Genomic DNA, 25,102 nt, shown 5'->3' with positions numbered 1-25,102 from the left:
AACTTTTCTTAATCTAAATTAAGTTACAGATTTCTATCACAACTGTAATTTTGTTTTCAAATCAAATCAAATCAAAATACCACATGTCAAATATCAGTTTAATTATCGAAGAACGCTCAGCCAATATTGGCAATTTTATGGTCGGGCGTTTATTGCCTTTCCGCGAAAAGCGTGCCGTTGGACCATTTGTATTTATCGATCATATGGGACCTGCGCATTTAAGTGATCATGAAAATATGGATGTTCCTCCGCATCCGCATATCGGACTTTCTACATTGACTTTTTTGTTTGAAGGAAGCATTATGCACCGCGATAGTTTAGGAACCGAATTAGAAATAAAACCCGGCGCAGTAAACTGGATGACGGCCGGAAAAGGAATAGTACATTCTGAAAGAACTCCAGAATACTTAAGACATTCAGACAAAATGCTTCACGGATTACAGATTTGGGTTGCGCTTCCAAAAGAATTGGAACAAATGGAACCGAATTTTACACACGTTGAAGCAGAAGATATTCCGGCTTGGGAAGAAGATGGTGTTTCATACAAATTGATTGCTGGTGAAGCTTTCGGAAAAAAATCGCCAGTTCCTGTTTACAGTCCGCTTTATTTTATTGAAATTAAAAGCAAAGAAGCTAAGAAAATCAATATTGGACATCATTTATTCGGCGAAAGCGGTTTATATATTTTAGAAGGAAGCATCAAAAATGGTGAACACGTTTATGATCCGAAACAAATTTTAATTACCACTGAAGCTTCTCTTTGTGAGTTTGAAATTTCTGAGAACTCTACGGTTTATATCTTTGGCGGACAGCCGTTTCCTGAAGAACATTTTATCTTTTGGAACTTCGTTTCTTCGGATAAAGAATTACTCGAAAAAGCAAAAAAAGATTGGACCGAACAAACTTTCCCAAAAGTTCCGGGCGAAACCGAATTTGTTCCATTACCTGAACCAAGAATCAAATAATTATGAATACACTTTCAGCAAAAATAGATACGCGTTTGTATCGAACGGAAATTACTTCTGCAAGCGGAAATATTTTAATTTCAGACGAACCACAGGAATTGGGTGGAAAAAATTTAGGATTAAACCCTACTGAACTTTTGGCTTCATCATTGGCTTCTTGCACATTAATTACTTTACGAATGTACATCAATCGCAAGCAATGGAATGTCGAAGAAATCAATATCAAAATTGATTTTGAAAGAGATTCAGAACGAAATTGTACCTCATTTACCAGAAGAATTGAAGTAATTGGCGAAGTAGACGAAACGCAAAGACAAAGATTGGAAACGATTGCAAACAGCTGTCCAATTCACAAAACACTGACACACTCAATCGAAATTAAAACCACATTAATATAATTACAATGGAAATTCAACAAATAAACGATACAAGAAGAGGCTATTTTGAAGCTGTAGAAGACGGAAAACAAGCTGGAAAAATGACCTACACTTGGGCAGGAGATTCAAAATTTATAATTGATCACACTGAAGTAAGTCCTGATTTTAACGGAAAAGGTGTTGGTAAAAAGTTAGTTATGGCTTCAGTAGAATATGCAAGAGCTAATAATTTGAAAATTATTCCACTTTGTCCTTTTGCTAAAAGCGTTTTTGATAAAGTTGAAGAAATTCGTGATGTGCTTTTTTCTTGAAGGAACAAAGTAACAAAGGGTCAGAGGTTTCTCTTTATACCTAATATTTTTTAATACTGAGACGCACTTTTGTGCGTCTTTTTTATTTTTTATAATACACATTTCTTTAAAACTTTGTCACTTTGCACCTCTGTACCTTTGTCACTTTGAAAACTTTGTTTTCAAATTTCTCCGAAAACTCGTATATTTGCGCGTAATTTAAACTTAGAGTATGACAAGGATAATTACGCTTTTCTGTATTTTTATAACACAAATCGGCTTTTCTCAATCGGCTGAGAGTTATTTAGAAAAAATCAGAAATAATGAAGCTCTCTTAACAGCTTTTTTTCAACAAATGCCAAAAGGAGGCGATTTACACCACCATTTTTCAGGATCAATTTACGCAGAACCACTTTTAGAAAGAGCAATATCCGAAGACTTTTATCTGAATTTAGAAACTTTGGAAGTTTCGAAAACAAAACCTGCAAAAGGAAATTGGGAAAACTTCTCCTCTATTAAAGAAAAAGGGAAATTAGATTATTACGAACAGCAAATTATGCAGACTTGGTCGATCAAAGATTATAATGGATCTGTGCCGTCTGACGATCAGTTTTTTGATTCATTTATGAAATTTGAGCCGACAATTCCTGGGCATTTTGCGGAAGGAATGCTCGAATTAAAAAAGCGCGCCATTGCCGAAAATGTAAGTTATATCGAAACACAATTATCTACCATTCCGTGTGATATGAATGTTTCAGATTTAACTGATTTCAATACAAAATTACGTCAGGCTTCTACTCAAAAAGATGAGAAAGCAGTTCTAAAACTTTTAGATGAATTGTATAAATCGCTTCAGAAAAAAGAGGCTAAAAAATATGCTGAGGATTTCAATACCAATTTCTTAGCTAAACTTCATAAAGACTTAAAAATAGATGACGAAAAATTTACAATGCGTTATCAAAACTTTGTGCTTCGCTTTATGGAACCTGTAGATTTGTTTAAAAATCTGGTTATCGCTTTTATTTCGTCAAGCGAAAGCAAATTAACTGCCGGCGTAAACATCGTTTCTCCTGAACACGGACAAACTTCCATGAAAGATTATTGGCTTCACATGATAATGTTTAAATACTGTCACGATAAATTTCCGAATGTAAAATATACGCTTCACGCAGGAGAATTGACTTTAGGATTGGTTCAGCCGGAAGATTTAACGTGGCATATTAACGATGCCATTTATATTGCCGGAGCAAACCGAATTGGTCACGGAGTTGATATTGCCTACGAAGCCAACTCGTATGATTTACTAAAATATATGTCAAAAAAAAATATTCCGATTGAGATTAATTTAACGAGCAACGAATTCATTTTAAAAGTGAAAGAAAACAGACATCCGTTTACACTTTACAAAGAATTTAATGTGCCAATTGTTATCAGTACAGATGATGCCGGGATTTTAAGAAGTAATATGACGGAACAATATGTTTTATTAGCCAAAAGATATCAGGACGTTTCGTATGCAACAATAAAACAATACGTTTACAACAGTATTAATTATAGTTTTATCCAGGATGAATCGGTTAAAAAGCAATTGATTAAAGATCTTGATAATAGATTTAAAGCTTTTGAATCTAAGTTCTCCAAAAATTAATAAAATAAAAATCTGTCAAATCCGCTAAATCTGCGAGAGTATATTTTTTCCCGCAGATTTAGCAGATCAAGCAAATAAAATTGCCTTTAAAATGATTTTAGAAGCCGTTTATCTTTTCATAAAACCAGAATTAGCATCAAAATTTGAAGCTGATTTTGCAAAAGCAAGTCAATACATTTCATCAATTGAAGGTTATTTAGGTCATCGCTTAGAGAAATGCATTGAAGTCGAAAATAAATATCTTTTATTGGTAGATTGGAACACACTTGAAGATCATACCATTGGTTTTAGAACTTCTGAAGCGTATTTGGAATGGAAAAAGATTTTACATCATTATTATGAACCGTTTCCTGTTGTAGAACATTTTGAAACCGTTTTTGAGAATAAAAAACAATAAATTGCTTTGCACAAACAATTAAACACATAGAAACATAGATTTAATTGTTTCTGTTTAAGATTAAAGAAAAAGCAAGCTTTAACACATAGCTATATGCATGCAATTAGTGAAACGCCTTCTACAAACAAAGAGAAACTATGTCTCTATATGTTTAAAATAAATTTGTGATAATTCGAGGAATTCGTGGCAAAAAAACTTAACAAATGAACATCAAACTCATCGCCATTGGCAAAACAGATAATAAATCGCTTCAGACTTTGATTGACGATTACACCAAACGTTTGTCGTTTTATATCAAATTTGATTTGGAAATTATTCCCGATATCAAAAACGTAAAAAACTTATCTGAAAGTCAGCAAAAAGAAAAAGAAGGCGAATTGATTCTGGCAAAACTTTCTGCAACGGATCAATTAATTTTATTGGATGAAAACGGAAAAAACTTCTCCAGTGTAGGTTTTTCTGAAGAATTGCAAAAGAAAATGAATTCTGGAGTAAAAACATTAGTTTTCGTAATTGGCGGACCTTACGGATTTTCTGAAACGGTTTACAAAAAAGCTCAAGGCAAAGTTTCACTTTCGCTGATGACGTTTTCACATCAAATGGTTCGTTTATTTTTCATCGAACAATTGTACCGCGGATTTACAATTTTACGAAATGAACCTTATCATCATCAATAATGGTTAATCCTTGATTTGTTTAATTGTTTAATCGCAGTTTCTAAAAAATGAATTCTACTGGAAGTCTATCAAGATTATGAGTAACATGTTTTTGAAGTTCAATTTTGTATTGAATATATTCTTCATAACTCATGTTTTTATCAAATACGAAAACTAAATCTGGTACTTTTTCAAATTTTATACTGTAGAAATACTTTAATATTTCTGCTATTTTTATTTCCTTATTTCCCATAAAAACCTGCTTTTTCCCTTTTCTAAAATAAACTACAAAATTCACTTTAGCAGGCTTTTCCATTTTATAATATACTTTCGTGAAAGGTAAAAAGGCTAAATTCTTTCCGATTGAATCTGCGTAGGAATAATAATCTTGGGCATTTTCGTTTTTATGTGCGCTGTCAGCTCTTTTCTTTTCTTGCATTTTGATAACCTGCGGAACTACCAATTTCAAAGGCAGACGTTTATCTATATTAAAAATCCAATTGGTTGAAATAATAGCACTTTTTCTATTTAGATCGGCTATCGTATCTTTTCCATCAACTTTAAAAAAGATGTAGATTGGTGAAAGATCTTGTACGTCTTTTACAATTGTAATATTTGATTTTGGAAGTAAAACGTCTTCTTTTTTTCCGCAGGAGAAAAGAAGGAAAACAATGATTAGAGTAAAGTATTTCATATTTTTTAATTCATTTTACACAAAGTATGTCATTTCGACGAAGGAGAAATCTTCGCAAGTAGCTCGACAACGAGAATCCAATCTTTGCCGATCTAGCAACGAAGATTTCTCCTTCGTCGAAATGACAAAACCAAGCGAATAATTCTATTATAAACTCAATTTATTATATAAAGCCACACATTCCACAGCTTCTTTCACATCATGTACACGAAGTATTTTCGCACCTTTCATTAAAGCAATCGTATTTAAAAAAGTTGTACCGTTTAAAGCTTCTTGTGGCGTAATATCAAGCGTTTTATAAATCATCGATTTTCTGGAAATTCCAGCTAAAACGGGTAATTCTAACAAATTAAAAAGTTCCATTTTTTGCATGACTTCATAATTCTGATCAGTTGTTTTGGCGAATCCAAAACCTGGATCTAAAATCAAATCATTTATTCCTAAACTTCTTGCCTTTTTCACTTTTTCTGAGAAATAGAAAAGCATTTCTTTTACAATATCATCGTACTGCGTCAAACTCTGCATTGTTTGAGGATTTCCGCGCATGTGCATCATAATGTACGGAACGTTATATTTTGCAATAATCTCAAACATTTTGTCGTCAAGTTCTCCGGCTGCAATATCATTTATAATAGCTGCGCCACTTTCAATGCTTGCTTTTGCAACTTCGGCTCTAAAAGTGTCGATTGATAATAGTGCGTTTGGAAAATGCTTTAAAATCAATTCAATCGCTGGAACTATTCGGTTGATTTCTTCTTGTTCCGAAACAAATTCGGCACTCGGTTTACTCGAATATGCACCAATGTCGATAAATGTTGCGCCTTCAGAAAGCATTTTATCAACTTGAGAAATAATCTCGTCTTCGTTTTTATATTTTCCTCCGTCAAAGAAAGAATTTGGCGTAACATTTAGAATTCCCATTACTTTTGGAATCGCTAAATCTATAAGTTCGCCTTTGCAGTTAATCAGCATTTTGTTTCAAGTTTTATTTGTTTCAGGTTTCAAGTTATCCCGCATTAACACTTTGTTAAGAAAAAACTTGAAACAAAGAAAACCTGAAACTTGAAACTCTTTAATTTAATCCCTATTTTTGAAAAAATTTAAGCAAATATACAGCAATAAATGAAGAATACTTCCCTTGAATTTGATAATGTAATCACGGTTTGCCGAACCTTGTTTATCAATAAAATGAAAGATTACGGCAGTGCGTGGAGAATTTTAAGACTTCCATCATTGACCGATCAAATTTTCATAAAAGCGCAACGAATCAGAAGTTTACAGGAAAATGATGTCCGTAAAGTAGATGAAGATGAAAAAGGAGAATTTATCGGAATCATCAATTATTCGATTATGGCTTTAATTCAGTTGGAACTGGGCGTTGTTGATCAACCCGATCTTGATGTTGAAAAAGCAACTGAATTGTATGATGCTAAAGTTAAACTTACAAAAGACTTAATGGAAGCTAAAAATCACGATTACGGTGAAGCATGGCGTGATATGCGAGTGAGTTCATTAACCGATTTGATTTTGCAGAAACTCCTTCGCGTTAAGCAAATTGAAGACAACAAAGGCGCAACTTTAGTTTCTGAAGGAATCGATGCTAATTATCAGGATATGATTAATTACGCTGTTTTTGCTTTAATCTTAAATCCGATCAAATAAAAGTCTGCCACGACCCGAGCGATAGCGAACAGGCGAAGCAATTTCACAAATCAATTCGTAAAATTCGTGGCAAAAAAAATCCCAAATAAATTCTCATGAAAAACATCATTACTCAATTTTCCCGATTATTTGTCGGCGTTTTATTTATCATTTCTGGATTAATCAAACTGAACGATCCCGTTGGTTTCTCTTATAAACTGGCTGAATATTTTAGCGAACCGGTTTTCAATATGCCATTTTTAGAACCTTTGGCTTTAGGATTAGCAGTATTTTTAGTAATTCTGGAAGTAGTTTTAGGTGTAATGTTATTGGTTGGCTACAAATCAAAACTAACGATTTGGGCTTTATTACTTTTAATTGTTTTCTTCACTTTCCTTACCTTCTACTCTGCTTATTTTGATGTTGTAAAAGATTGTGGTTGTTTTGGTGATGCATTACACTTAACACCTTGGCAATCATTCACAAAAGATGTTGTTTTATTATTCTTTATTTTGATTTTATTCTTCAATCAAAAACTAATAAAACCATTATTCGACACTCCAAAAACAAACTTTGCGGTGTATGTAAGTGTTGTTTTATGTGCTTTAATGGCTGTTTGGGTATTAAATCATAATCCGATAAAAGATTTCCGTCCTTATAAAGTTGGAACAAATATTGAGAAAGGAATGGAAATTCCGGAAGGTGCACCAAAATCGGTGGTTGAAATGATTTTTATTTACAAAGTAAACGGTGTCGACAAAGAATTTACCGAGAAAGATTTAATGAATATTCCTGAAGGCGCAACTTTTGTTGACCGTAAGGACAAAGTTATTACAGAAGGCTATATTCCTCCAATTCATGATTTTACCATGACAAAAGATGATTCCGATTATAAAGAAGAATTATTAAAAGAACCAAAATTAGTGATTTTTGTTACATACGATTTAGCTTTATCTGAAGCAGCCGGAATGAAAAAACTGGCTAAAGTTTCCGCTGATGCTAAAGCAAAAGGCTATAAAGTGGTTGCAATGACTGCTTCGGGCGCTGACGAAATTGCAAAAGCAAAAAAACAATATGGTTTGGATACCGATTTCTATTTCTGTGATGCAACCGCTTTAAAAACAGTTGAAAGAGCAAATCCAAGTATTGTAGTACTTCACAACGGAACTATTGTTCAGAAAGTACATTATAATGATGTTGATGATTTGAAATTGTAAGATAACAATAACGTAATAATAAACTAAAAGCTATAAATGTATTTGTAGCTTTTTTTTTACTTAAATTTCGTATTTTCGCGAATCACATCAAGATAATGAAACATTCGCAATATGAACTCTACAGAAATACTGAAACATCTATTTTTGAATTTAAAAGTAATGGTCCAAACGGAGAAATAAAGAAAGTCATAATTTTTAGTCCAACTCAATCTAAAGAAATCTACAATTTAGCATTTGGAGATTTAATTTATAATGCAGTTAATAAAAAATATGCCATAGACGATTCGATAATTACAAACAATGGGGATAGAAATATGATTTTAGCAACAGTTGCTAAATCGGTTTATATTTTCACAGAAAAATATCCCGAAAAGATTGTCTTTTTTAAAGGCAGTACACTAGGAAGAACACGTTTATATAGAAGAGCCATCTCAATTAATTTAGAAGAATTATCCGAAACTTTCATTATCTTTGGAGCAATAAAGAATGAGTTTGGAAATGTTATTAGTGCTCCTTTCCAAGTAAATGGAGATTTTTTTGGTTTTATCATTAAAAGAAAAGAATTATGAAAACTACAGTCAAGAAAGTTTCAGCTGAAATTAAAAATGCTTCTACTAATTCTAAAATAAAAATTGATAGAAAATTAGACAATTTAAAAATTATAGAATCAGGTAAACAAGAAGAGATTAATAAGCTTACCTTTAATATAAATTTATAAAATCAAAATTGTAACTTATTAAAGTCCGACATCAACTGGACTTTTTTTATGGCCAAAAATTATATACTATATGCGACAATTTCAAAAATTATATTTCTCATTTTTACTTATTTCTTTTTTTTCAATTACTACTTTTAGTCAAACCAATAAAGACCAACGTTACATTTTCTTTCTACACAATGCCTACATAGAACAAAATCCTTTAAATGTACCTCATCCGGAATATGGAAAAGCTGAATACAACGAGATTTTAGCTTCTTTTAGAAAGGACAACTTTATTGTTTACAGTGAAATTAGAAAGAACAATACAGATGCGTACGACTATGCTGAAAAAATAGCAAAACAGGTTAAAAAACTTCTTAAGCAAGGTGTTCCTCCAAACCATATTACCGTAATTGGAACTTCAAAAGGTGGTTATATTGCACAATTTGTTTCGACTTTTGTTGCTAATCCAGATATGAATTTTGTTTTTATAGGTTGTTTTATGGATACGGACATAGAAAAATTTCCGGAAATCAACTTTTGTGGAAACATTTTAACCATTTACGAAAAATCAGATATTTATGGCGTTTCGGCAATTAAAAGAAAAGAAACTTCAAAACTTAAAGTCAATCATTTCAAAGAAATTGAACTGAATACAGGTCTAAAACACGGATTTTTATAAAAAGCTGCCGACAATTGGATTGCTCCAAGCAAAAAATGGGCAAACGGCAATTATGATTTGAATTAAACATCGAAATTAAATACTTTAAAAAGCTTCAGTAAAATATATTTATTGAAGCTTTTTTTGATTAACCGCTGACGTTTTTTTTAATCTAAAAGCTCTATCAAGTCAGAAATTTTAAATATTTAATAGCCTTTTCAAAATAACATTCTAAAAAACGAATGGATTTTGCGTCTACTATTACGATTTCATTCCGCTTTTTCTAACCCAAAACTGCAGTTTTGTGATAAAATAAACGACTCTTCAAATTTTGTTAATCTCCATTTGGCATTCCATTTGTTTGATTAACTTTGTGAATTCAGTACTTAATAAAAAATAATTAAAATAAAATATGAAACAGTTAGCCCTAGTCGTTATTGCGTTTATTACATTTTCATGTTCTCAGGCTCAAAAAACTGAGTTTTCAAAAGAGGCATTGTCTGAAAAATTATTAGCTTCAGATGGAAGTCAGGTTTCTTTCAAAAACATTTTAAAAAAATACAAAGGAAAAACTTTAGTTATTGAGGTTTGGGCTTCATGGTGTGGCGACTGCGTAAAAGCAATGCCAAAAGTAAAAGAATTACAAGCAAATAATCCTGATGTTTCGTACCTATTTCTTTCAGCTGACAAAACTGCTGATAAATGGAAAGCCGGAATCGAAAAACACGAATTAAACAAAGGTGATCATTATATGATGAATGACGGAATGAAAGGTGTTTTTGGAAAAGCGATCGATTTAGATTGGATTCCAAGATATATCATTGTTGACAAAACCGGAAAAATTGTATTGTACCGCGCAATCGAAACTGATTTCGATAAAATAAACGCAACATTACAAGGTTTAAAATAATCTGTAATTACCACAAAAACAAAAAATTAAAAGAATAATAAAAACTACCAAAATGAGAAAAAAGATTGTTGCAGGAAACTGGAAAATGCATAAAAACGCAGCACAGACTGAAGAATTATTAAGCGAATTAATCACTAAAATACCAGCACAAACTACTGCACAGGTAATTGTAGCACCAACATTTGTAAACTTACAAGCTGCTGCTGCAAAAGTAAAAAACACTACAATCAGTGTTTCTGCACAAAACGTTCACCAAGCTGAAGGTGGTGCTTTTACAGGAGAAATTTCTGCTGATATGTTGACAAGCATTGGTGTTAATACTGTAATTCTAGGTCACTCAGAGCGCAGAGCTATTTTCCACGAAACAGATGCATTGATCGCAAACAAAGTTGACACTGCTTTGAAACATGACATGACTGTTATTTTCTGTTTTGGAGAAGAATTAAAAGACCGTCAATCAGGAAATCATTTCAATATTGTTGAAAACCAATTACGTGACGGATTATTCCACATTGCAAAAGAATCTTGGTCTAAAGTTGTTTTAGCTTACGAGCCAGTTTGGGCTATCGGAACCGGAGAAACAGCTTCACCAGAACAAGCGCAGGAAATGCACGAATTCATCAGAGAAACTATTCGTAAAGCTTTTGGAGCTGAAATCGCTGATGAAGTTTCTATTTTGTATGGTGGTTCTGTAAAACCAGACAATGCAAAAGAAATTTTCTCTAAACCAGACGTAGATGGTGGTTTAATTGGAGGTGCTGCTTTAAAAGCTGATGATTTCTTAGCAATTGTAACTGCTATCTAATTTTAGATTTTAGATTTTAGATTTTAGATTTTAGATTTTAGATTTTAGATTTTAGATTTTAGATTTTAGATTTTGAAATCTTACATTATAAAAAAAAGTGTTTGCTGATGCAAACACTTTTTTGTTTTAAATAATTCTTAAATTATCAATGTTCTTCTAGATTTATAAGTTACTTCTGCTTTCTATTCTTACCTTTGCAAAAAAATTATTTATGTCGAATATATATTTAGGATATCATTTTACAATTGAACCGAAAGAACTTGGTTCAGAAATTTTAGTTGCAGAATTGGGAGAAAAAGCGTTTGAAAGTTTTACTGAAACAGAAAACGGAATTTCAGCTTTTGTGAAGAAAGATTTATGGGATGAGAATATTCTGGATGATATTTATATTTTACAATCGGAAGAATTTAAAATTGAATATACCATTGAAGAAATTGATCAGGTAAACTGGAATGAAGAATGGGAGAAAAACTTTGAACCAATTGATGTTGATGGAAAATGTCATGTTCGCGCTCCTTTTCACCCAAAAACTGATGCTGAATTTGATATCTTAATTGAACCAAAAATGAGTTTTGGAACCGGACATCATGAAACAACACACATGATGATTCAGCATTTACTTGAAATGGATGTGAAAGGTCTTAAAACTTTAGATATGGGTTGCGGTACTGCAATTTTGGCCATTTTAGCCGAAATGAAAGGCGCTGAACCAATCGATGCCATTGATATTGACAACTGGTGTTATCTGAATTCTATTGAAAATGCTGAGCGTAATAATTGCAAGCATATTAGCGTTTACGAAGGTGATGCTGCTTTGTTGGCAGGAAAAAAATACGATTTAATTATTGCGAATATCAACAGAAATATTTTGTTGAACGATATGCAGGCTTACGTTGATGCTTTAAACCCAAAAGGAATTATTCTTTTCAGTGGTTTTTATGAAGAAGACATTCCTTTTATTGATGCTTCTTGCGTTGAAAAAGGGTTAACGTATGTTAAAAAGCTTCAAAGAAACAACTGGGTTTCATTAAAATACGTAAATTAGTTATTAGTAATTACAAAGTACAAAAACTAGACAAGATGAGTACTAAAGAAAAAGTAAGAGAAAGAGTTCGGGAAAAAGAAGCGACAGGTTTTAATAACGAAATCATTATGTACAACGACGATGTAAATACATTTGACCACGTTATTGATACTTTGATGCGCGTTTGCAACCACACGGCTGAACAAGCAGAACAATGTTCCTTAATTGTACATTACAACGGAAAATGCACCGTAAAAACGGGTCCGATAGACAAACTAAAACCTCAATGTACACAACTTTTGGAAGCTGGACTTAGCGCCGAAATTGTTTAAATACAAATAATTTAAAAAACATTCTATTTTATTCTATATTTGAAATAAAATAGAATGTTTTTTTATGGAAGAATACGGAAAGATATTAATTATTGCTACACCTGTTTTTTTAGTTTTAATTATAATTGAAAAAATATACGGTATTTATAAAAAGGACGACACTGCACCTTTAATCGATAGCGTTTCCAGCATTAGCTCAGGAATAACAAACTCTGTAAAAGATGTTTTGGGATTGAGCCTGACTTTTATATCTTATGAATGGATGGTTTCTAAAATTGCCATTTTTCATCAAGAAGCTAATGTTCTCTCCTACTGTATTGCTTTTTTTGTAATTGATTTTTATGGCTATTGGAGTCATCGATGGGCACATCAAATCAATCTTTTCTGGAACAAACACGCCATTCATCACAGCAGTGAAGAATTCAATCTTGCTTGTGCACTTCGTCAGCCAATTGCAAGTTTGGTAAATTTGTTTACTTTTTTATTGATTCCTGCCGCACTTTTAGGCGTTCCAGCAACCGTTATTGCCATTACTTTACCATTGCATTTGTTTTTACAGTTCTGGTATCACACCAAACATATCAAGAAAATGGGATTTCTTGAACATATTTTGGTTACGCCTTCTCATCATCGTGTACATCATGCCATTAATCCTGAATATTTAGACAAAAATCATTCTCAGATCTTTATTTTCTGGGACAAACTTTTCGGTACTTTTCAGGCCGAATTAGATGATGTTCCACCTGTTTTTGGTATAACAAGACCAGCAAATACTTGGAATCCGATTCGGATAAATTTTCAGCATTTAGCTTTATTAATTAGCGATGCATGGCGAGCAGAAAGATGGCAAGATAAGTTTACAATCTGGTTTAAACCTACAGGCTGGCGACCAGAAAATTTTGAAGAAAAATATCCGGTTAACAAAATTGAAAACGTTTTTGATTTCGACAAATACGGAACGCAAAATTCGCCACAACTTATTTACTGGTCTGTGACACAAGTTTTGATAACACTTTTATTTGTTACTTATTTATTTGATAATATTGCAAAAATTGGCTTGCCCAATATTTTCATCTATGGTTTCTTTATTCTTATAACCATTTACAGTTATACTGAATTGATGGACAAGAGTAAATACGCTATACTATGGGAAGGATTCCGATTTTTAATTGCAGCCGGAATTATAGCTTACTATGGCGATTGGTTTGGATTAAGCAACACCATTCCGTTTAGTAATTATATTATATTGGGTTATTTAAGTATCTCGCTTTTAACAACGATTTTCTTTGTAACCACCCACTTTAAAACACCCCAAAACCAACCAATAAATTTGTAACCCCAAAATGAGAAACGCAACATTTTTTAAAGTCTACATTATTTTTAGCATTTTTTATCTCCTTGTTTTATTTCTTGGATATGAAAATTTAGATTGTTTTCTAAAGCCGGCCTTAATTCCGCTCTTAAGTTTAGGCGCTTATTTTTACAGAAAATTTCCTTCGCAAAATTTACTTTTGTTTACGTTACTTTTTTCCTGGATTGGAGATGTTATATTGCTTTTTGCAGATTTAGGTGAGATTTATTTCATATTAGGATTGGTCTCCTTTCTAATTTCGCATATTCTTTATTGTGTACTTTTTAACAAACAAACTAAAGGAGAAATCAAGAGAAACGTAACTTTATTTGGGATTGGCAGTATCGCAATTGCCTTATATCTGGTTGGAATGCTCACTTTGCTTTTGCCAAGTTTAGGGGATTTAAAAATCCCTGTAATTGTTTATGCTACTGTAATTTCAATCATGCTTTTATTTGCTTTTAATGGCTATTTGGTTTGGAAAAAACCAGGTAATCTGTATGTCGTGGCTGGAGCTATTATATTTGTTATTTCGGACAGTATTCTGGCTATTAACAAATTCTACTTTTCAATTGAGAAAAGTTCATTTTTTATCATGCTGACGTATCTTATGGCACAATATCTGATTGTTGTAGGTATACTAAAACTAAATCCAAAGCAAAAGGAATAAGTAAGTAGAACTGGATTAACATAACTGTTATTGAATTTTAGAAATAACATCAAAGTCCTTTTAATTTACAAACGGAATTTTTTACTTTTATCCTATAAATACTCTTAAACCATGAAAAAAATAATACTTTTTTTTGCTGTTCTAATTTCGGCCACTTCGTGCGTGAGCACAAAATCGACTTTGAAAAATGTTGATGATAATGCACCGGATTTAGTTTTGAAGAAAGAGGATATGTTTGCCATAACCCTTTTTAGCAAAGACAAGAAATATGGTTATGACCCTGATTACCCTGTAAATCTTTTTTTCAGAAATACAAGAGACGAAGCTTTAAACGAAACTCGTTTTCTAAATGCGCTTACTGGCCCGAATGGTGAAAAAATCAAGTACAAACGATTAGAAACCTGCTGTCCTTTCCCAACAAAAAGAAGCGACATGGGAGCTGGATTTTTAAATGTTTATGAATTGACATGGGAAGGTCAGAAAAAACCAATTACGCTATATTTGAATATTTATGAAAAAGGAATTTTAATGGTTCCGATGGGATTGGGATTGAAGAAGGAGTAATTTAATTGATTATGAAAAAGAAAATTATTCTAAGAGTATTGAGCGTATCTCTTATATTTTTTTGTTTTATAACTTGGGGATTATACTTAATTGAAATTGAAGATCATTACGGCGATTTGCAAGAAGTTTATTTTGATGCTAAAAATGGAGATATTATTATAAATAAACAAACTCAAAAGTTTGGTATAATTACAAAAACCTGGAAAAGAGCCGACGTGCTCACAAAAGAAAATGATACTTTAGATTTATACGAGTTAATTTATATAAATGGAATTGAAAACAAATATGAGGTTTTCAAAACAAAAGATGAATTAAAAATTAGCGAATTGAGTTATCAAAAAATAATAGATTTAAAGAATAAAAAAATGTTAGAAACAGTTGCTAAAAACTAATTTATGTACGGAATATCTCCATTTATTTTAATCCTTTTACCTCTATTTTTTCAACTTATTTTTGGAAGAAAAGCTATCGCCGAAAGCATACCATTTCAATTTGGAACTATTTCATTATTCAGCTTGATATTACAATTTGTATTAACAATATTAGCCTATTCTGTTGCTTCATATAATTTCAATGAAAGCCTTAAAGGAGATACTTTTAGATGTGGAATGGGAGTAATTGGAATATTTTTCTTTTCTTTTTTGTTTACTTTAATCCTTTTCATTGTTATTATAGTTCAATATTTTATAAAGAGATCTTACGAAAAATAAAACCACAAAAAAGTAAAAATTTAATTTTATGATTAGCACTAAATTATCATTTTTAACTTTCGCAATTTTGTGTTTGATCATCTTTCCATATAACATTATTCTTTTCTTATTCAATTCTGATTTATTGTATTCAATAGTTCCGGGTTGGCACTCTACATTTATTCCAGGCCAAATTATTTCGAATGGAATCAAATTTTTAATTCTTTTAATCGTCACAATCTGTTATTGGAAACTTTCAAAAACAACAACTAAAATAGACAGTAAATCCTTTTTAATCCACCTTTTGCTTACACTACCCGCAATTGTTGTTGGAAAATTTAGTCTTTAAGGATTTAGCAATCCTGAAACTTTAGAACTTGATGACTTTATAAATAACATTAAGATTATTGTTGTTCTGAATATTTTTATCTCCTTTTTGTTTCTTGTTGGACAAGTATTTTTTTGGAAATTTTATATCCAAAATAAAAAATCTATTGCAAAATAATTTTGCTGTCAAAAGGAAAATTTTCTTACTGCAAGAGAATTTGTAACTTTACATAAGTTCAATTAATTTGAATTTTATGAATTTAAGTTTCATTTTGAAACTAACAAAATTACGTTACAATGACACAATTGAAAAATCACTATAAAATTGAAGCTTCAAATTTCAATTTACAACAATACTTAGATCGAGTAAAATTTTCAGGAGAAATTGAACTGACTCTTGCCGGAATCAAAAAACTTATGCAATCTCAGTTATTTACAGTTCCTTTTGAAGATATTGATGTTCAGGCCGGAAAAATTATTTCTTTGAATGGAGATGATATTGTAGATCAAATCGTTACTAAAAAGCGTGGCGGATATTGTTATCAAATAAACGGTATATTTTCTTTGATGCTGCAGGAAATCGGGATTCCGCATTACTATATTGCGGCGCGGCCAATGGTAAATCCCGGAGAAAATGCCAAAACTCATTTTGGCATTATTGCTACAATCGAAAATGAAGATTATCTAATTGATTTGGGTTTTGGCGGAAATAGTATTCGGGAGCCTTTAAAACTAAGTAAAACTGGAAAGGAAATCCAACAAGATTCTGATACTTTTACTTTACTTAAAACTGAAAATGATGAATATTTATTGCAAGTTTTAATTGGAAAAGAATGGTCGAATTTATATTCTTTTGATCTGACGCCTCAAAGATGGATTGATTTTAAACCTGCCAATTATTATAATTACTCACATCCGGATTCTTTTTTTGTGCAGAATTTAATTGTTGTTTTACAAAATCCATTGGGCAAAAAAATACTTTTTAAAAATTCTATAAAATCGGTTCTTAATGGTAAAACAGAAATAACTTCATTTGAAGATGAAGACTTGAAAAGTATTCTTGAAACTGATTTTAATTTGAAATTTTAAAGTTCATTTTTTATTTTGTTTGGGAATTTTACTCCGAAAAACCCAAAATTCCACTAAACTCCTAGCCCTGATAGAAGCGGAAATCATTTTTCTCTAAAACTTATTTTTTCCTGGCTGGACAGAGCGACCGGAGGAAGCTCCTGAACAGACTTTGGAAAAAAAAGTTTTAGAGAAAAATATTGTAGCGAATAGCAGGAATAGCTTCATAAAATAATCTTAAATCTTCATCTCAAACTCATAAATCATAACTACCTTTGCACTGTCAAAAAATTCATACTATGAACATACACAATATTCCACAAATTAAGCATACTGACAGCGGAAATTTCTTTTTATTAGCAGGACCTTGCGCTATTGAAGGAGAAGAAATGGCTCTTAGAATTGCTGAAAAATTAGTTGGTATTACCGACAAACTTCAGATTCCTTATGTATTTAAAGGATCTTTTAAAAAAGCAAACCGTTCTAGAATTGATAGTTTTTCAGGAATTGGTGACGAAAAAGCTTTAAAAATCTTAAGAAAAGTTTCAGAAACTTTTCACGTTCCAACTGTTACCGACATTCATACCAATGAAGATGCCGATATGGCTGCACAATATGTAGATGTTCTACAAATTCCAGCTTTCTTAGTACGCCAGACTGATCTTGTTGTTGCTGCAGCAAATACAGGAAAAGTGGTAAACTTGAAAAAAGGACAATTTATGAGTCCGGAAAGCATGAAACACGCAGTTCAAAAAGTATTAGATTGCAATAACGAAAATGTAATGGTTACTGATCGTGGTACTATGTTTGGCTATCAGGATATGATTGTTGATTTTAGAGGAATCCCTACTATGCAACAATATGCATCTACTGTTCTAGACGTAACACACTCTTTACAACAGCCAAACCAAACGGCAGGAGTTACAGGCGGAAGACCAGACATGATCGAAACTGTTGCAAAAGCTGGTATCGCAGTTGGTGTAGATGGTATTTTTATCGAAACACATTTTGATCCTGCTAATGCTAAAAGTGATGGTGCAAATATGCTTCATTTAGACTATTTTGAAGGTTTAATGAACAAGTTAGTTGCCATTAGAAAAACAGTAAATGCCTTTTAATTTATAATACTTAAGTTCTTTGAAAACAAAATTTTTATTTTTCCTTCTGACTTGTGTTTCATTAAGCACATTTGCTCAGGACGAAATTCCGGTACAAAAATATGCTGCCCACAATAAAGGAAAATTCTTTGTAATGTGGGGAGGAAATAGAGAAAGTTACTCAAAATCTGATGTGACTTTTAGAGGGAAAGATTACAACTTTACTGTCGATAATATGGCGGCTCATGACAAACCAAAGGGATGGCATGTTGATTATGTTAATCCTGTAAATATGACTATTCCGCAAACTAATTTGAGATTAGGTTATTTTTTCAGCGATCATTACAGTGTAACAATTGGCGTAGACCACATGAAATATGTAATGACACAGAATCAAATCGCGAATGTAACAGGAAATATCAATTTACCTGCAGACGATCCCGCATCAATTTACAATGGTAATTACAATAATACTCCTGTTGACATGTCTCAGGGAGGAGCTAAAGAAGGTGGTTATGGCAATGGGGAAATAAATGTAAACGGCCCGGCTTTTTTAATGTATGAACATACAGATGGCTTAAACTATATTAATACTGAGGTTGCCAGATTTGATGATGTTTCTAAATGGTTTGGTTTACCAAATATTGATAAAGTTCAGATTAACTTAACCGAAGGTTTAGGAGCTGGTCTTTTGTATCCAAAAACAAATACTACTCTTTTAGGTAAAGAACGTCATGATGATTTTCATGTTTCCGGTTATGGTGTTTCTGCAAAAGCAGGTCTTAACATTACTTTTTTCAAACATTTCTATGTTCAAGGAGAGTTAAAAGGAGGCTACATCAATATGCAGGATATCAGAACTACTGTTAGCAATGAAGACAAAGCTTCGCAGGACTTCTTCTTCTTCCAGAGAATTATTGCTGTTGGAGGGATTTTCAGAATCTAATCGCATAAAATATATTTAGAAAAATAGCTGTCATTTTATTTGGCAGCTATTTTTTTTATTATTTACTTTATAACTCAAAGTACTTTAAATTATGCTTTATGAAAAAGAATAAATACCTGTTTCTCCTACTCACTTTTCTTCTAAGTTTTGGATGCGCGCTGTTTGTGGCGATAAAAGTTTTTCCTAATAATCCCTTTACAGGAAATCAATCAGAAAAAACGAAGTCGGAAAAATATAAGGACGGTGATATTATCTTTCAGACTTCGGAATCTAAACAGTGTGAAGCAGTTCGTATTGCAACAAATTCAAAGTTTTCACATTGTGGTATTATTTACAACATTAACGGAAAATGGTTTGTATTTGAAGCTGTTCAGCCTGTAAAATTAACTCCGTTGGAAGACTGGATTCAACACGGAAAAGATGACAAATATGTTGTTAAAAGATTAAAAAATGAAAGTGCTTTAAATTCGCATCTTTTAGAAAAAATGAAAGCCTATAGTCAGCAATTTGATGGCAAAGAATATGATGCTTATTTTGAATGGACAGACAACCGAATCTATTGTTCGGAATTGGTTTGGAAAATTTACAAAAATGCTGCAGGAATCGAATTATCAAAACTTAGAGAATTGAAGGATTTTAATTTAAAAGATCCTAGGGTTCAAAAAATACTAGCAGAACGTTATGGAAACGAAATTCCACTCGAAGAAAAAGTCGTTGCTCCTTCTGATCTTGCCGATTCTATGTTATTAAAAACGGTTATCGACACTTACTAATATAATAAAAAGCTAGTTAAGTTACTATTTCTGGCTTTTTTATTTACTATTTTACTTTGAAATTCAAAGAACTTTTAAAAATATATTTATGAGAGATTATCTAATTGAGAAATTGTATGAATGTTCTAAAAAGCCGTATCAAAAATACTATAAGAAAAACGATCCTTGGAAAATTGAAAAAAGCAAACTAATGGACTATCCCGAAGAAAGTTTAGGTTATGGTTTAGGAAGTTTTCTTTACTTAAATCATTTTGATATTCAGGAAAAACTGGAGGATCATGATATTATTCATGTTCTAACTTGCACGGGAGTTTCTGTTTACGAAGAAATCGGAATGCAGTATTATCTGCTTGGAAACGGAAAGAGAAGTTTGTATTTGTATATGGTTATTTTATCGGGAACTATATTTTATCCCAAACGAATACCTTACTTCATTCGGGAATATAAAAAAGGAAAAAATGCGCTTCCGTTTCATTATTTAGATTTTTCAAAAATGCTCTTTTTGCCTGTTCAAACTATTCGACAAACTTTTAAAATTTAAAGTCATGAAAACAATTGATAAACCATTTGAAGAAAAACAATCTATTGAATTAGCCGTTGGAACATTTATAATCAGTACACTTTTATTTATTCTTTATGTTCTTTCAAATGAAAATTCTATAATTTTTGTTGTGGCGTGGCCGTTCGCTTTAGCAGGTATTGTGGTCAACTCGATTATGCTTTTTCATTTAATAGAAAAACTTGTTCACTTGCCACAGCAACGCAAAGAAATTGGGATTAAACTACTGATTTTACTTTCTAATATTCCGATAACCTTTTTGTATTATTTGATTGTGATGAGGCTTTAAATACAAACTAGATTTTATAACAAAAAAAAAAGGCTGTCAAAAAAAATGACAGCCTTTTTTATATATCGATTTTTAGAATCTTAGTTCGCTTTCGGTAATTCGATTCCGTTTTGATCTAACAAATACATCAAAGAAGTCATTGTTGCAGCTCCAAGTTCTAATTCTCTTTTATTAATAGCATCAAATTTATCATTTGCAGCGTGATGATAATCAAAGTAACGTTGTGAATCCGGTTTTAAACCAGCTTTAACAATTGCTTGTGAAGTTAAGTGACCAATATCTGAACCTGCGTGCCCAATTGTAAAACTATGTACTAAATATGGCTCGAAAAGATCTTTATATCCCTGAATTTTTTTCAAATTAGCATCGTCAGCTTCAATAGAAAATCCTCTTGGAGAAAATCCGCCTGAATCACTTTCTAAAGCAAAAATATGATTCTCTTTCTTTTGTTTAGAAACTTCTTCATATTTAGCTCCTCCTTTTCCGCCATTTTCTTCATTCATGAATAAAACAACACGAATCGTATTTTTAGGTTTGTAATTTAAGTTTTTCAATATTCTTAATACTTCCATACTTTGCACTACTCCTGCTCCATCATCATGAGAACCATCGGCTAAATCCCAAGAATCTAAATGTCCTCCAACAACCATAATGTTTTGAGGAGTTACAGTACCTGTTAATTCTCCAATTACATTGTATGATAATACATCCGGTAATGTTTCACAAGATTGTTTGAAATAAAATTTCAAAGCTGGATTTACTTTTAATGATTTACTTAATAATTCCGCTCCATTTGTACTGATGGCAGCCGTAGGAATATATTGCTCCTTTGGAAGATCTCCATAACTTTGAGCTCCTGTATGAGGAAAGTCGTCTAAACGTAAATTCATAGAACGAACAATTGATCCTACAGCACCCAGTTTTGCTGCTTCTTTAGCACCTGCGTATCTTTGATCAACGCATGCACCATAAGATGTAAAAGTTTCAATGTTTTCCGGATTCATTGGTCTATTGAAAAACACAATTTTACCTTTTACTTTATCTGTCCCTAACTCGTTTAATTCTTTAATACCCTGTACTTCAATCACCTCAGCGGTAATTCCTGTTTTTGGAGTTGCAACAGAACCTCCCAATGCGCAAATTGGCACGACTGTTTTTACTTTTCCGTCTAAAACGTAAGCGGTTTCTTTTTCTCCTCTAACCCAATGTGGCACCATTACTTCCTGAAGATACACTTTGTCTAACCCAAGACTTTCTAATTGTCTTTTAGTGTATTCTACACCCTCTGCCGCACCTTTAGAACCAGACAAACGGCTTCCGATATCATTCGATAAATATTCTAGCCAAGAATAACATTTAGCTTCGGTTAATGCTTTTTTGTAAAATAATTTGATGTTGTTTTGATCTGTTGACTGAGCAACAGATGTTAATCCGCTTAAAACTAATGCAGTTAAAAGAATCGTTTTTTTCATAGTTGTTATAGTAATTTTGGAGTTCTTTGGTATGCCTGTGACATATTCACAAAGGAACAAAATTCTTTACATTTCAGAAGCTTTTCTTTAGTCTTTTAACAAAAAAAGCTCAGATTGCAAATTCATTCTTTACAATCTGAGCTTTAAAAAAAATCTTATACCTAAAATTACTTCACTTCCAAAATTTTACTTTTTTGACCAATACCATTTTCATTAAAAGCTTCAATTGTAAAATAATAATTTGTCCCTTTATCCAAACCTCTAAAATCGTATGAATTCTGGTCGTAAACCATTATGTTATTATACAATTTTTCCGGACTAATTCCGTAGTAAATCGTATAGCCAATTGCGTCACTTTGTTTTTTCCAGGAAATCATAGCATTTCGGGAATCTTTTTTATTTCTGTCTACTTTAAAAGAAGAAACTGTTTTTGGTTCTACTGCCAATCCTTTTCCAAAAACTCTGAAATCTGAAATAGCAAATAATCCAGAAGCATTATGAATATTCTCCATTTTGATGTAACGCGCTTTTATAGATTTACTCAATTCAACATAATCGTGTGGCACATCTTTATCATTTTTAGATTTATCGACAACCAAAGTCCAATTTACAGCATCATCAGACATGAATATTTTATACTGATAATAAATATCCATTGCTTTATTATACTGCGTTGCTTTATGATCTGCATAATTAATCTGCAATGCATTAATTTCCATTTGTCTTCCTAAATCCATTTGAAGCCATTCACCCGGGTTACTTGTTTTGGCAGACCAATAAGTCTGAATATTTTCATCGGTCAAATTCTCAGGACCATAACAGAATTTCTCATACACTTTTTTACCGCCATTATCCATTCTGTGCGTTTCAACTTCCATACATTCTTCAGAAGAAGAAACTGTTACAGGTTTTTTATACGAAAGTAACATCCAACCTGATGAAGCACCTTTTGTCTGATCTCGGTTACCTGTTGGCAATACGATTGGAAAATCTCCATACGAAGTAATAGAATACATTACATCATCTTTATCGAATCCGGCAGGAAACATATCGATACGACGTTCAAAACGATCTTTTATAGATATTTTGCACGTTCCTGTGTTCCAATAATTTCCATAGTTATCTGCGAAAGTATTTCCATGTCCTGCTCCAATTACAAATCCGCCTGGTTTATAAGACATTGGATTATGTTTTTGATACACAAATGGCCCTAACGGATTATCACCAACATGAACACCATTTGCATAACCTTTAAATTCAGTAGCGGGAGCTCCATATTGCATGTAATATTTTCCGTTGTGTTTCGTCATCCAAGCTCCTTCTATAAAATTGCCCCAAGGTGCTGGTTCCATATCATTATTGGGTCCAAAACGTTCCCAACCGTGAGCTGACGGATCTAAAATTGCCACTTCTTTCACTTTTCCGTACACTTTCTGAATATCCTCAACTTCAGTCGCTTTATACAATTCTGCGTAATCAGCCTGATTTCCTTTTGGAAGCCAGGTATTATAATCTACTTCTACACCAACAAGCGGTAATTTTCCACTTGAACCGTAATACATGTACACTTTTTTGTCATCGTCCTGAAAAATAGCAGGATCCCAGGTTGGAAGCATTGCTTTATCTACGTGACGTGTCCATCTTCCTGATTTTGGATCAGCCGTTTTCCATATTGGATGATCTCTTTTCCATGTTGAACCTACATAAAACAAAGTGTCATTTACAACCCAAGCAGCCGGCGCACATTGGTCATCATCACCTGGCTGTCTTTGAAAACTTCCGTAAACGAAATTCCAATCTGACATGTCTTTACTCCAAAAGAAACCAGCCTGATTCGTCGCAAACAAATAATATTCGCCTTTATAAGTTATAATAACGGGATCTGCGCTAGAACGACGGGAATATGGAATTCCGTTATGATTGTAAGTTGTATAATTGTAACCAATATTAATTGGGTTACAATAAGTAGTGGCAGGTTTATTAGGATCAAACCATTCGGTTTTACCTACTTTTTGGGCCAAAAGATTGTGATTAAAAAGGATCACAAATAAAATTGGCAACGCAAACAGTTTATATCTTTTTTTCATTGTTTGATTGATGTTAGTAAGCTCAGGATTATTTTTTGATTTTTAATCGCTCACTTAAAAGTTCTGGTTCGTTTGTGGTGATGTAATTGAATTTATGCTCTATAATCCAATCCATATCTGAAGCTTCATTTACCGTCCAAGCGTTTAGAATAATTTTATTATCCTTTGCTTCCTGAATCCATTCCGGATGTTTTTTAAAGACTGAATAATGATAATCAACTCCGTTAATTTTATCTGCTTTAACTTCTTTAGGAGATTTATTTCCTTCCAAATATTGCAAAGAAGTTTTAGGATCTGCTTTTCTTATTGCTTTTAGAATCTCGTAATCAAAACTGATGTAACAAGTGTTTTTGTCTGCCTTTAGTTTTTTAATGACTTCAACCGACATTAAAGCGGTTTTTTGCCCTCTTTCTTTACTGATTTCTGAAGGTTTTATTTCGCACACCAAAAGCGTGTGTTTATTGTTTCTTTTTCCTTCCGAAATATATTCGTGCAACGTTGGAAGTTTTTCTCCGTTAGAAAGTTTAAAAGCTATTAAATCAGCATATTTAGTTTCTTCAATAAGTAGTTTATTATAATGTGCATCATGATTGATGACAAGTGAATCGTCTGCCGTTCTCCAAACATCAAATTCTGAACCCGGTAATTTTAAATCGATTGCATGTCTTAACGACGCGAGAGAGTTTTCAGGAAGATTATTCTTTTTCCATGCGCCACGATGTGCTACAATTGCATTTTTCTGTGCAGTGCAGGAAGAAAAAACAACCAGTAGTACAGCTGAACTCCATACTCTAAAATTTTTCATTTCGTTTAATTTTAAAATTGATTTTTATTTTAGAAAAAAAGCCCTTCGCTAACCAAACACGAAGGGCTAATTACTAATCAATAAACCA

Annotated in this window: 31 protein-coding genes; 26 read left to right on the top strand and 5 right to left on the bottom strand. The window is 32.3% G+C overall.

What is annotated here, in order from left to right:
* The first annotated feature begins 83 nt into the window (after positions 1 to 83).
* From BD847_RS02935 to rlmH, 6 genes are all read left to right on the top strand, one after another.
* Positions 84 to 965 (top strand): pirin family protein, encoded by an 882-nt coding sequence (locus BD847_RS02935; RefSeq protein WP_115886761.1) that lies wholly within the window; start codon positions 84 to 86, stop codon positions 963 to 965.
* 2 nt (positions 966 to 967) lie between these two features.
* Positions 968 to 1,363, top strand: coding sequence for an OsmC family protein (locus BD847_RS02930; protein WP_115886760.1), 396 nt, complete (start codon positions 968 to 970; stop codon positions 1,361 to 1,363).
* A 5-nt stretch (positions 1,364 to 1,368) separates the two neighbouring features.
* Positions 1,369 to 1,653 (top strand): GNAT family N-acetyltransferase, encoded by a 285-nt coding sequence (locus tag BD847_RS02925; protein ID WP_115886759.1) that lies wholly within the window; start codon positions 1,369 to 1,371, stop codon positions 1,651 to 1,653.
* A 211-nt stretch (positions 1,654 to 1,864) separates the two neighbouring features.
* On the top strand, positions 1,865 to 3,280 hold the full coding sequence (locus tag BD847_RS02920; RefSeq protein WP_115886758.1) for an amidohydrolase family protein: 1,416 nt from the start codon (positions 1,865 to 1,867) through the stop codon (positions 3,278 to 3,280).
* A gap of 91 nt (positions 3,281 to 3,371) precedes the next feature.
* Entirely contained in the window at positions 3,372 to 3,677 is a 306-nt protein-coding gene (locus BD847_RS02915) for an antibiotic biosynthesis monooxygenase family protein (RefSeq protein WP_115886757.1), read from the top strand.
* A gap of 203 nt (positions 3,678 to 3,880) precedes the next feature.
* Positions 3,881 to 4,354: a 23S rRNA (pseudouridine(1915)-N(3))-methyltransferase RlmH gene (gene rlmH, locus BD847_RS02910; protein ID WP_115886756.1), complete on the top strand. Its 474-nt coding sequence runs from the start codon at positions 3,881 to 3,883 to the stop codon at positions 4,352 to 4,354.
* A 40-nt stretch (positions 4,355 to 4,394) separates the two neighbouring features.
* On the opposite strand, the gene BD847_RS02905 is transcribed toward rlmH, so the two are convergent.
* Complete coding sequence (locus BD847_RS02905) at positions 4,395 to 5,027, bottom strand: hypothetical protein (protein ID WP_115886755.1); 633 nt, start codon at positions 5,025 to 5,027, stop codon at positions 4,395 to 4,397.
* A 147-nt stretch (positions 5,028 to 5,174) separates the two neighbouring features.
* Positions 5,175 to 5,999, bottom strand: a complete 825-nt coding sequence (gene folP, locus BD847_RS02900; protein ID WP_115886754.1) for a dihydropteroate synthase — start codon at positions 5,997 to 5,999, stop codon at positions 5,175 to 5,177.
* 150 nt (positions 6,000 to 6,149) lie between these two features.
* Between folP and BD847_RS02895 the strand changes: the two genes are divergently transcribed.
* From BD847_RS02895 to BD847_RS02800, 20 genes are all read left to right on the top strand, one after another.
* Positions 6,150 to 6,689, top strand: a complete 540-nt coding sequence (locus tag BD847_RS02895; protein ID WP_115886753.1) for a DUF1599 domain-containing protein — start codon at positions 6,150 to 6,152, stop codon at positions 6,687 to 6,689.
* A gap of 95 nt (positions 6,690 to 6,784) precedes the next feature.
* Positions 6,785 to 7,885, top strand: a complete 1,101-nt coding sequence (locus tag BD847_RS02890; RefSeq protein WP_115886752.1) for a BT_3928 family protein — start codon at positions 6,785 to 6,787, stop codon at positions 7,883 to 7,885.
* Positions 7,886 to 7,980: 95 nt separating this feature from the next.
* Positions 7,981 to 8,454, top strand: coding sequence for a DUF6934 family protein (locus BD847_RS02885; RefSeq protein ID WP_115886751.1), 474 nt, complete (start codon positions 7,981 to 7,983; stop codon positions 8,452 to 8,454).
* Positions 8,451 to 8,603, top strand: coding sequence for a hypothetical protein (locus BD847_RS20775; protein ID WP_167443812.1), 153 nt, complete (start codon positions 8,451 to 8,453; stop codon positions 8,601 to 8,603). Before BD847_RS02885 ends, BD847_RS20775 begins: the two co-directional genes overlap by 4 nt.
* 70 nt (positions 8,604 to 8,673) lie before the next feature.
* Positions 8,674 to 9,267, top strand: coding sequence for an alpha/beta hydrolase (locus BD847_RS02880; RefSeq protein WP_244201550.1), 594 nt, complete (start codon positions 8,674 to 8,676; stop codon positions 9,265 to 9,267).
* Positions 9,268 to 9,658: 391 nt separating this feature from the next.
* Positions 9,659 to 10,156: a TlpA family protein disulfide reductase gene (locus BD847_RS02875; RefSeq protein WP_115886750.1), complete on the top strand. Its 498-nt coding sequence runs from the start codon at positions 9,659 to 9,661 to the stop codon at positions 10,154 to 10,156.
* 52 nt (positions 10,157 to 10,208) lie between these two features.
* On the top strand, positions 10,209 to 10,961 hold the full coding sequence (gene tpiA / locus BD847_RS02870; RefSeq protein WP_115886749.1) for a triose-phosphate isomerase: 753 nt from the start codon (positions 10,209 to 10,211) through the stop codon (positions 10,959 to 10,961).
* 211 nt (positions 10,962 to 11,172) lie between these two features.
* On the top strand, positions 11,173 to 12,006 hold the full coding sequence (gene prmA / locus BD847_RS02865; RefSeq protein WP_111424285.1) for a 50S ribosomal protein L11 methyltransferase: 834 nt from the start codon (positions 11,173 to 11,175) through the stop codon (positions 12,004 to 12,006).
* A gap of 35 nt (positions 12,007 to 12,041) precedes the next feature.
* Positions 12,042 to 12,317: an ATP-dependent Clp protease adaptor ClpS gene (locus BD847_RS02860; protein WP_115886748.1), complete on the top strand. Its 276-nt coding sequence runs from the start codon at positions 12,042 to 12,044 to the stop codon at positions 12,315 to 12,317.
* Positions 12,318 to 12,381: 64 nt separating this feature from the next.
* Positions 12,382 to 13,653 carry a sterol desaturase family protein gene (locus BD847_RS02855; protein ID WP_115886747.1) on the top strand — a complete coding sequence of 424 codons (1,272 nt, stop codon included), beginning with the start codon at positions 12,382 to 12,384 and terminating at the stop codon, positions 13,651 to 13,653.
* A gap of 7 nt (positions 13,654 to 13,660) precedes the next feature.
* Complete coding sequence (locus tag BD847_RS02850; RefSeq protein ID WP_115886746.1) at positions 13,661 to 14,338, top strand: lysoplasmalogenase; 678 nt, start codon at positions 13,661 to 13,663, stop codon at positions 14,336 to 14,338.
* A gap of 111 nt (positions 14,339 to 14,449) precedes the next feature.
* The gene (locus BD847_RS02845) at positions 14,450 to 14,902 is read left to right on the top strand and encodes a 2-dehydro-3-deoxyphosphooctonate aldolase (RefSeq protein WP_115886745.1); all 453 of its coding nucleotides are present in this window, start codon (positions 14,450 to 14,452) and stop codon (positions 14,900 to 14,902) included.
* A gap of 11 nt (positions 14,903 to 14,913) precedes the next feature.
* Positions 14,914 to 15,294 (top strand): hypothetical protein, encoded by a 381-nt coding sequence (locus BD847_RS02840; protein ID WP_115886744.1) that lies wholly within the window; start codon positions 14,914 to 14,916, stop codon positions 15,292 to 15,294.
* Between the two features lie 3 nt (positions 15,295 to 15,297).
* Entirely contained in the window at positions 15,298 to 15,612 is a 315-nt protein-coding gene (locus BD847_RS02835; protein ID WP_115886743.1) for a hypothetical protein, read from the top strand.
* Positions 15,613 to 16,215: 603 nt separating this feature from the next.
* Entirely contained in the window at positions 16,216 to 17,007 is a 792-nt protein-coding gene (locus BD847_RS02825; RefSeq protein WP_115886741.1) for an arylamine N-acetyltransferase family protein, read from the top strand.
* Positions 17,008 to 17,285: 278 nt separating this feature from the next.
* The gene (kdsA, locus tag BD847_RS02820) at positions 17,286 to 18,104 is read left to right on the top strand and encodes a 3-deoxy-8-phosphooctulonate synthase (protein WP_115886740.1); all 819 of its coding nucleotides are present in this window, start codon (positions 17,286 to 17,288) and stop codon (positions 18,102 to 18,104) included.
* A 19-nt stretch (positions 18,105 to 18,123) separates the two neighbouring features.
* Positions 18,124 to 19,029: a hypothetical protein gene (locus tag BD847_RS02815; RefSeq protein WP_115886739.1), complete on the top strand. Its 906-nt coding sequence runs from the start codon at positions 18,124 to 18,126 to the stop codon at positions 19,027 to 19,029.
* 98 nt (positions 19,030 to 19,127) lie between these two features.
* Positions 19,128 to 19,802, top strand: a complete 675-nt coding sequence (locus BD847_RS02810) for a YiiX family permuted papain-like enzyme (RefSeq protein ID WP_115886738.1) — start codon at positions 19,128 to 19,130, stop codon at positions 19,800 to 19,802.
* A gap of 88 nt (positions 19,803 to 19,890) precedes the next feature.
* Entirely contained in the window at positions 19,891 to 20,343 is a 453-nt protein-coding gene (locus BD847_RS02805) for a hypothetical protein (protein ID WP_115886737.1), read from the top strand.
* A gap of 4 nt (positions 20,344 to 20,347) precedes the next feature.
* Positions 20,348 to 20,650, top strand: a complete 303-nt coding sequence (locus BD847_RS02800; protein ID WP_115886736.1) for a hypothetical protein — start codon at positions 20,348 to 20,350, stop codon at positions 20,648 to 20,650.
* Between the two features lie 80 nt (positions 20,651 to 20,730).
* On the opposite strand, the gene BD847_RS02795 is transcribed toward BD847_RS02800, so the two are convergent.
* The 3 genes from BD847_RS02795 to BD847_RS02785 all read right to left on the bottom strand — a co-directional run bounded on the left by BD847_RS02795 (position 20,731) and on the right by BD847_RS02785 (position 25,014).
* Positions 20,731 to 22,122 carry a M20/M25/M40 family metallo-hydrolase gene (locus BD847_RS02795; RefSeq protein ID WP_115886735.1) on the bottom strand — a complete coding sequence of 464 codons (1,392 nt, stop codon included), beginning with the start codon at positions 22,120 to 22,122 and terminating at the stop codon, positions 20,731 to 20,733.
* A gap of 167 nt (positions 22,123 to 22,289) precedes the next feature.
* Entirely contained in the window at positions 22,290 to 24,209 is a 1,920-nt protein-coding gene (locus tag BD847_RS02790; protein WP_115886734.1) for a discoidin domain-containing protein, read from the bottom strand.
* 28 nt (positions 24,210 to 24,237) lie between these two features.
* On the bottom strand, positions 24,238 to 25,014 hold the full coding sequence (locus tag BD847_RS02785) for a glycerophosphodiester phosphodiesterase family protein (protein WP_115886733.1): 777 nt from the start codon (positions 25,012 to 25,014) through the stop codon (positions 24,238 to 24,240).
* Between the last annotated feature and the right edge of the window lie 88 nt (positions 25,015 to 25,102).

It is taken from the genome of Flavobacterium cutihirudinis, assembly GCF_003385895.1.
GTDB classification, from domain to species: domain Bacteria; phylum Bacteroidota; class Bacteroidia; order Flavobacteriales; family Flavobacteriaceae; genus Flavobacterium; species Flavobacterium cutihirudinis.
The sequence above is the reverse complement of the archived record's forward strand: the minus strand, read 5'-3'. Positions and strand labels throughout refer to the sequence as shown.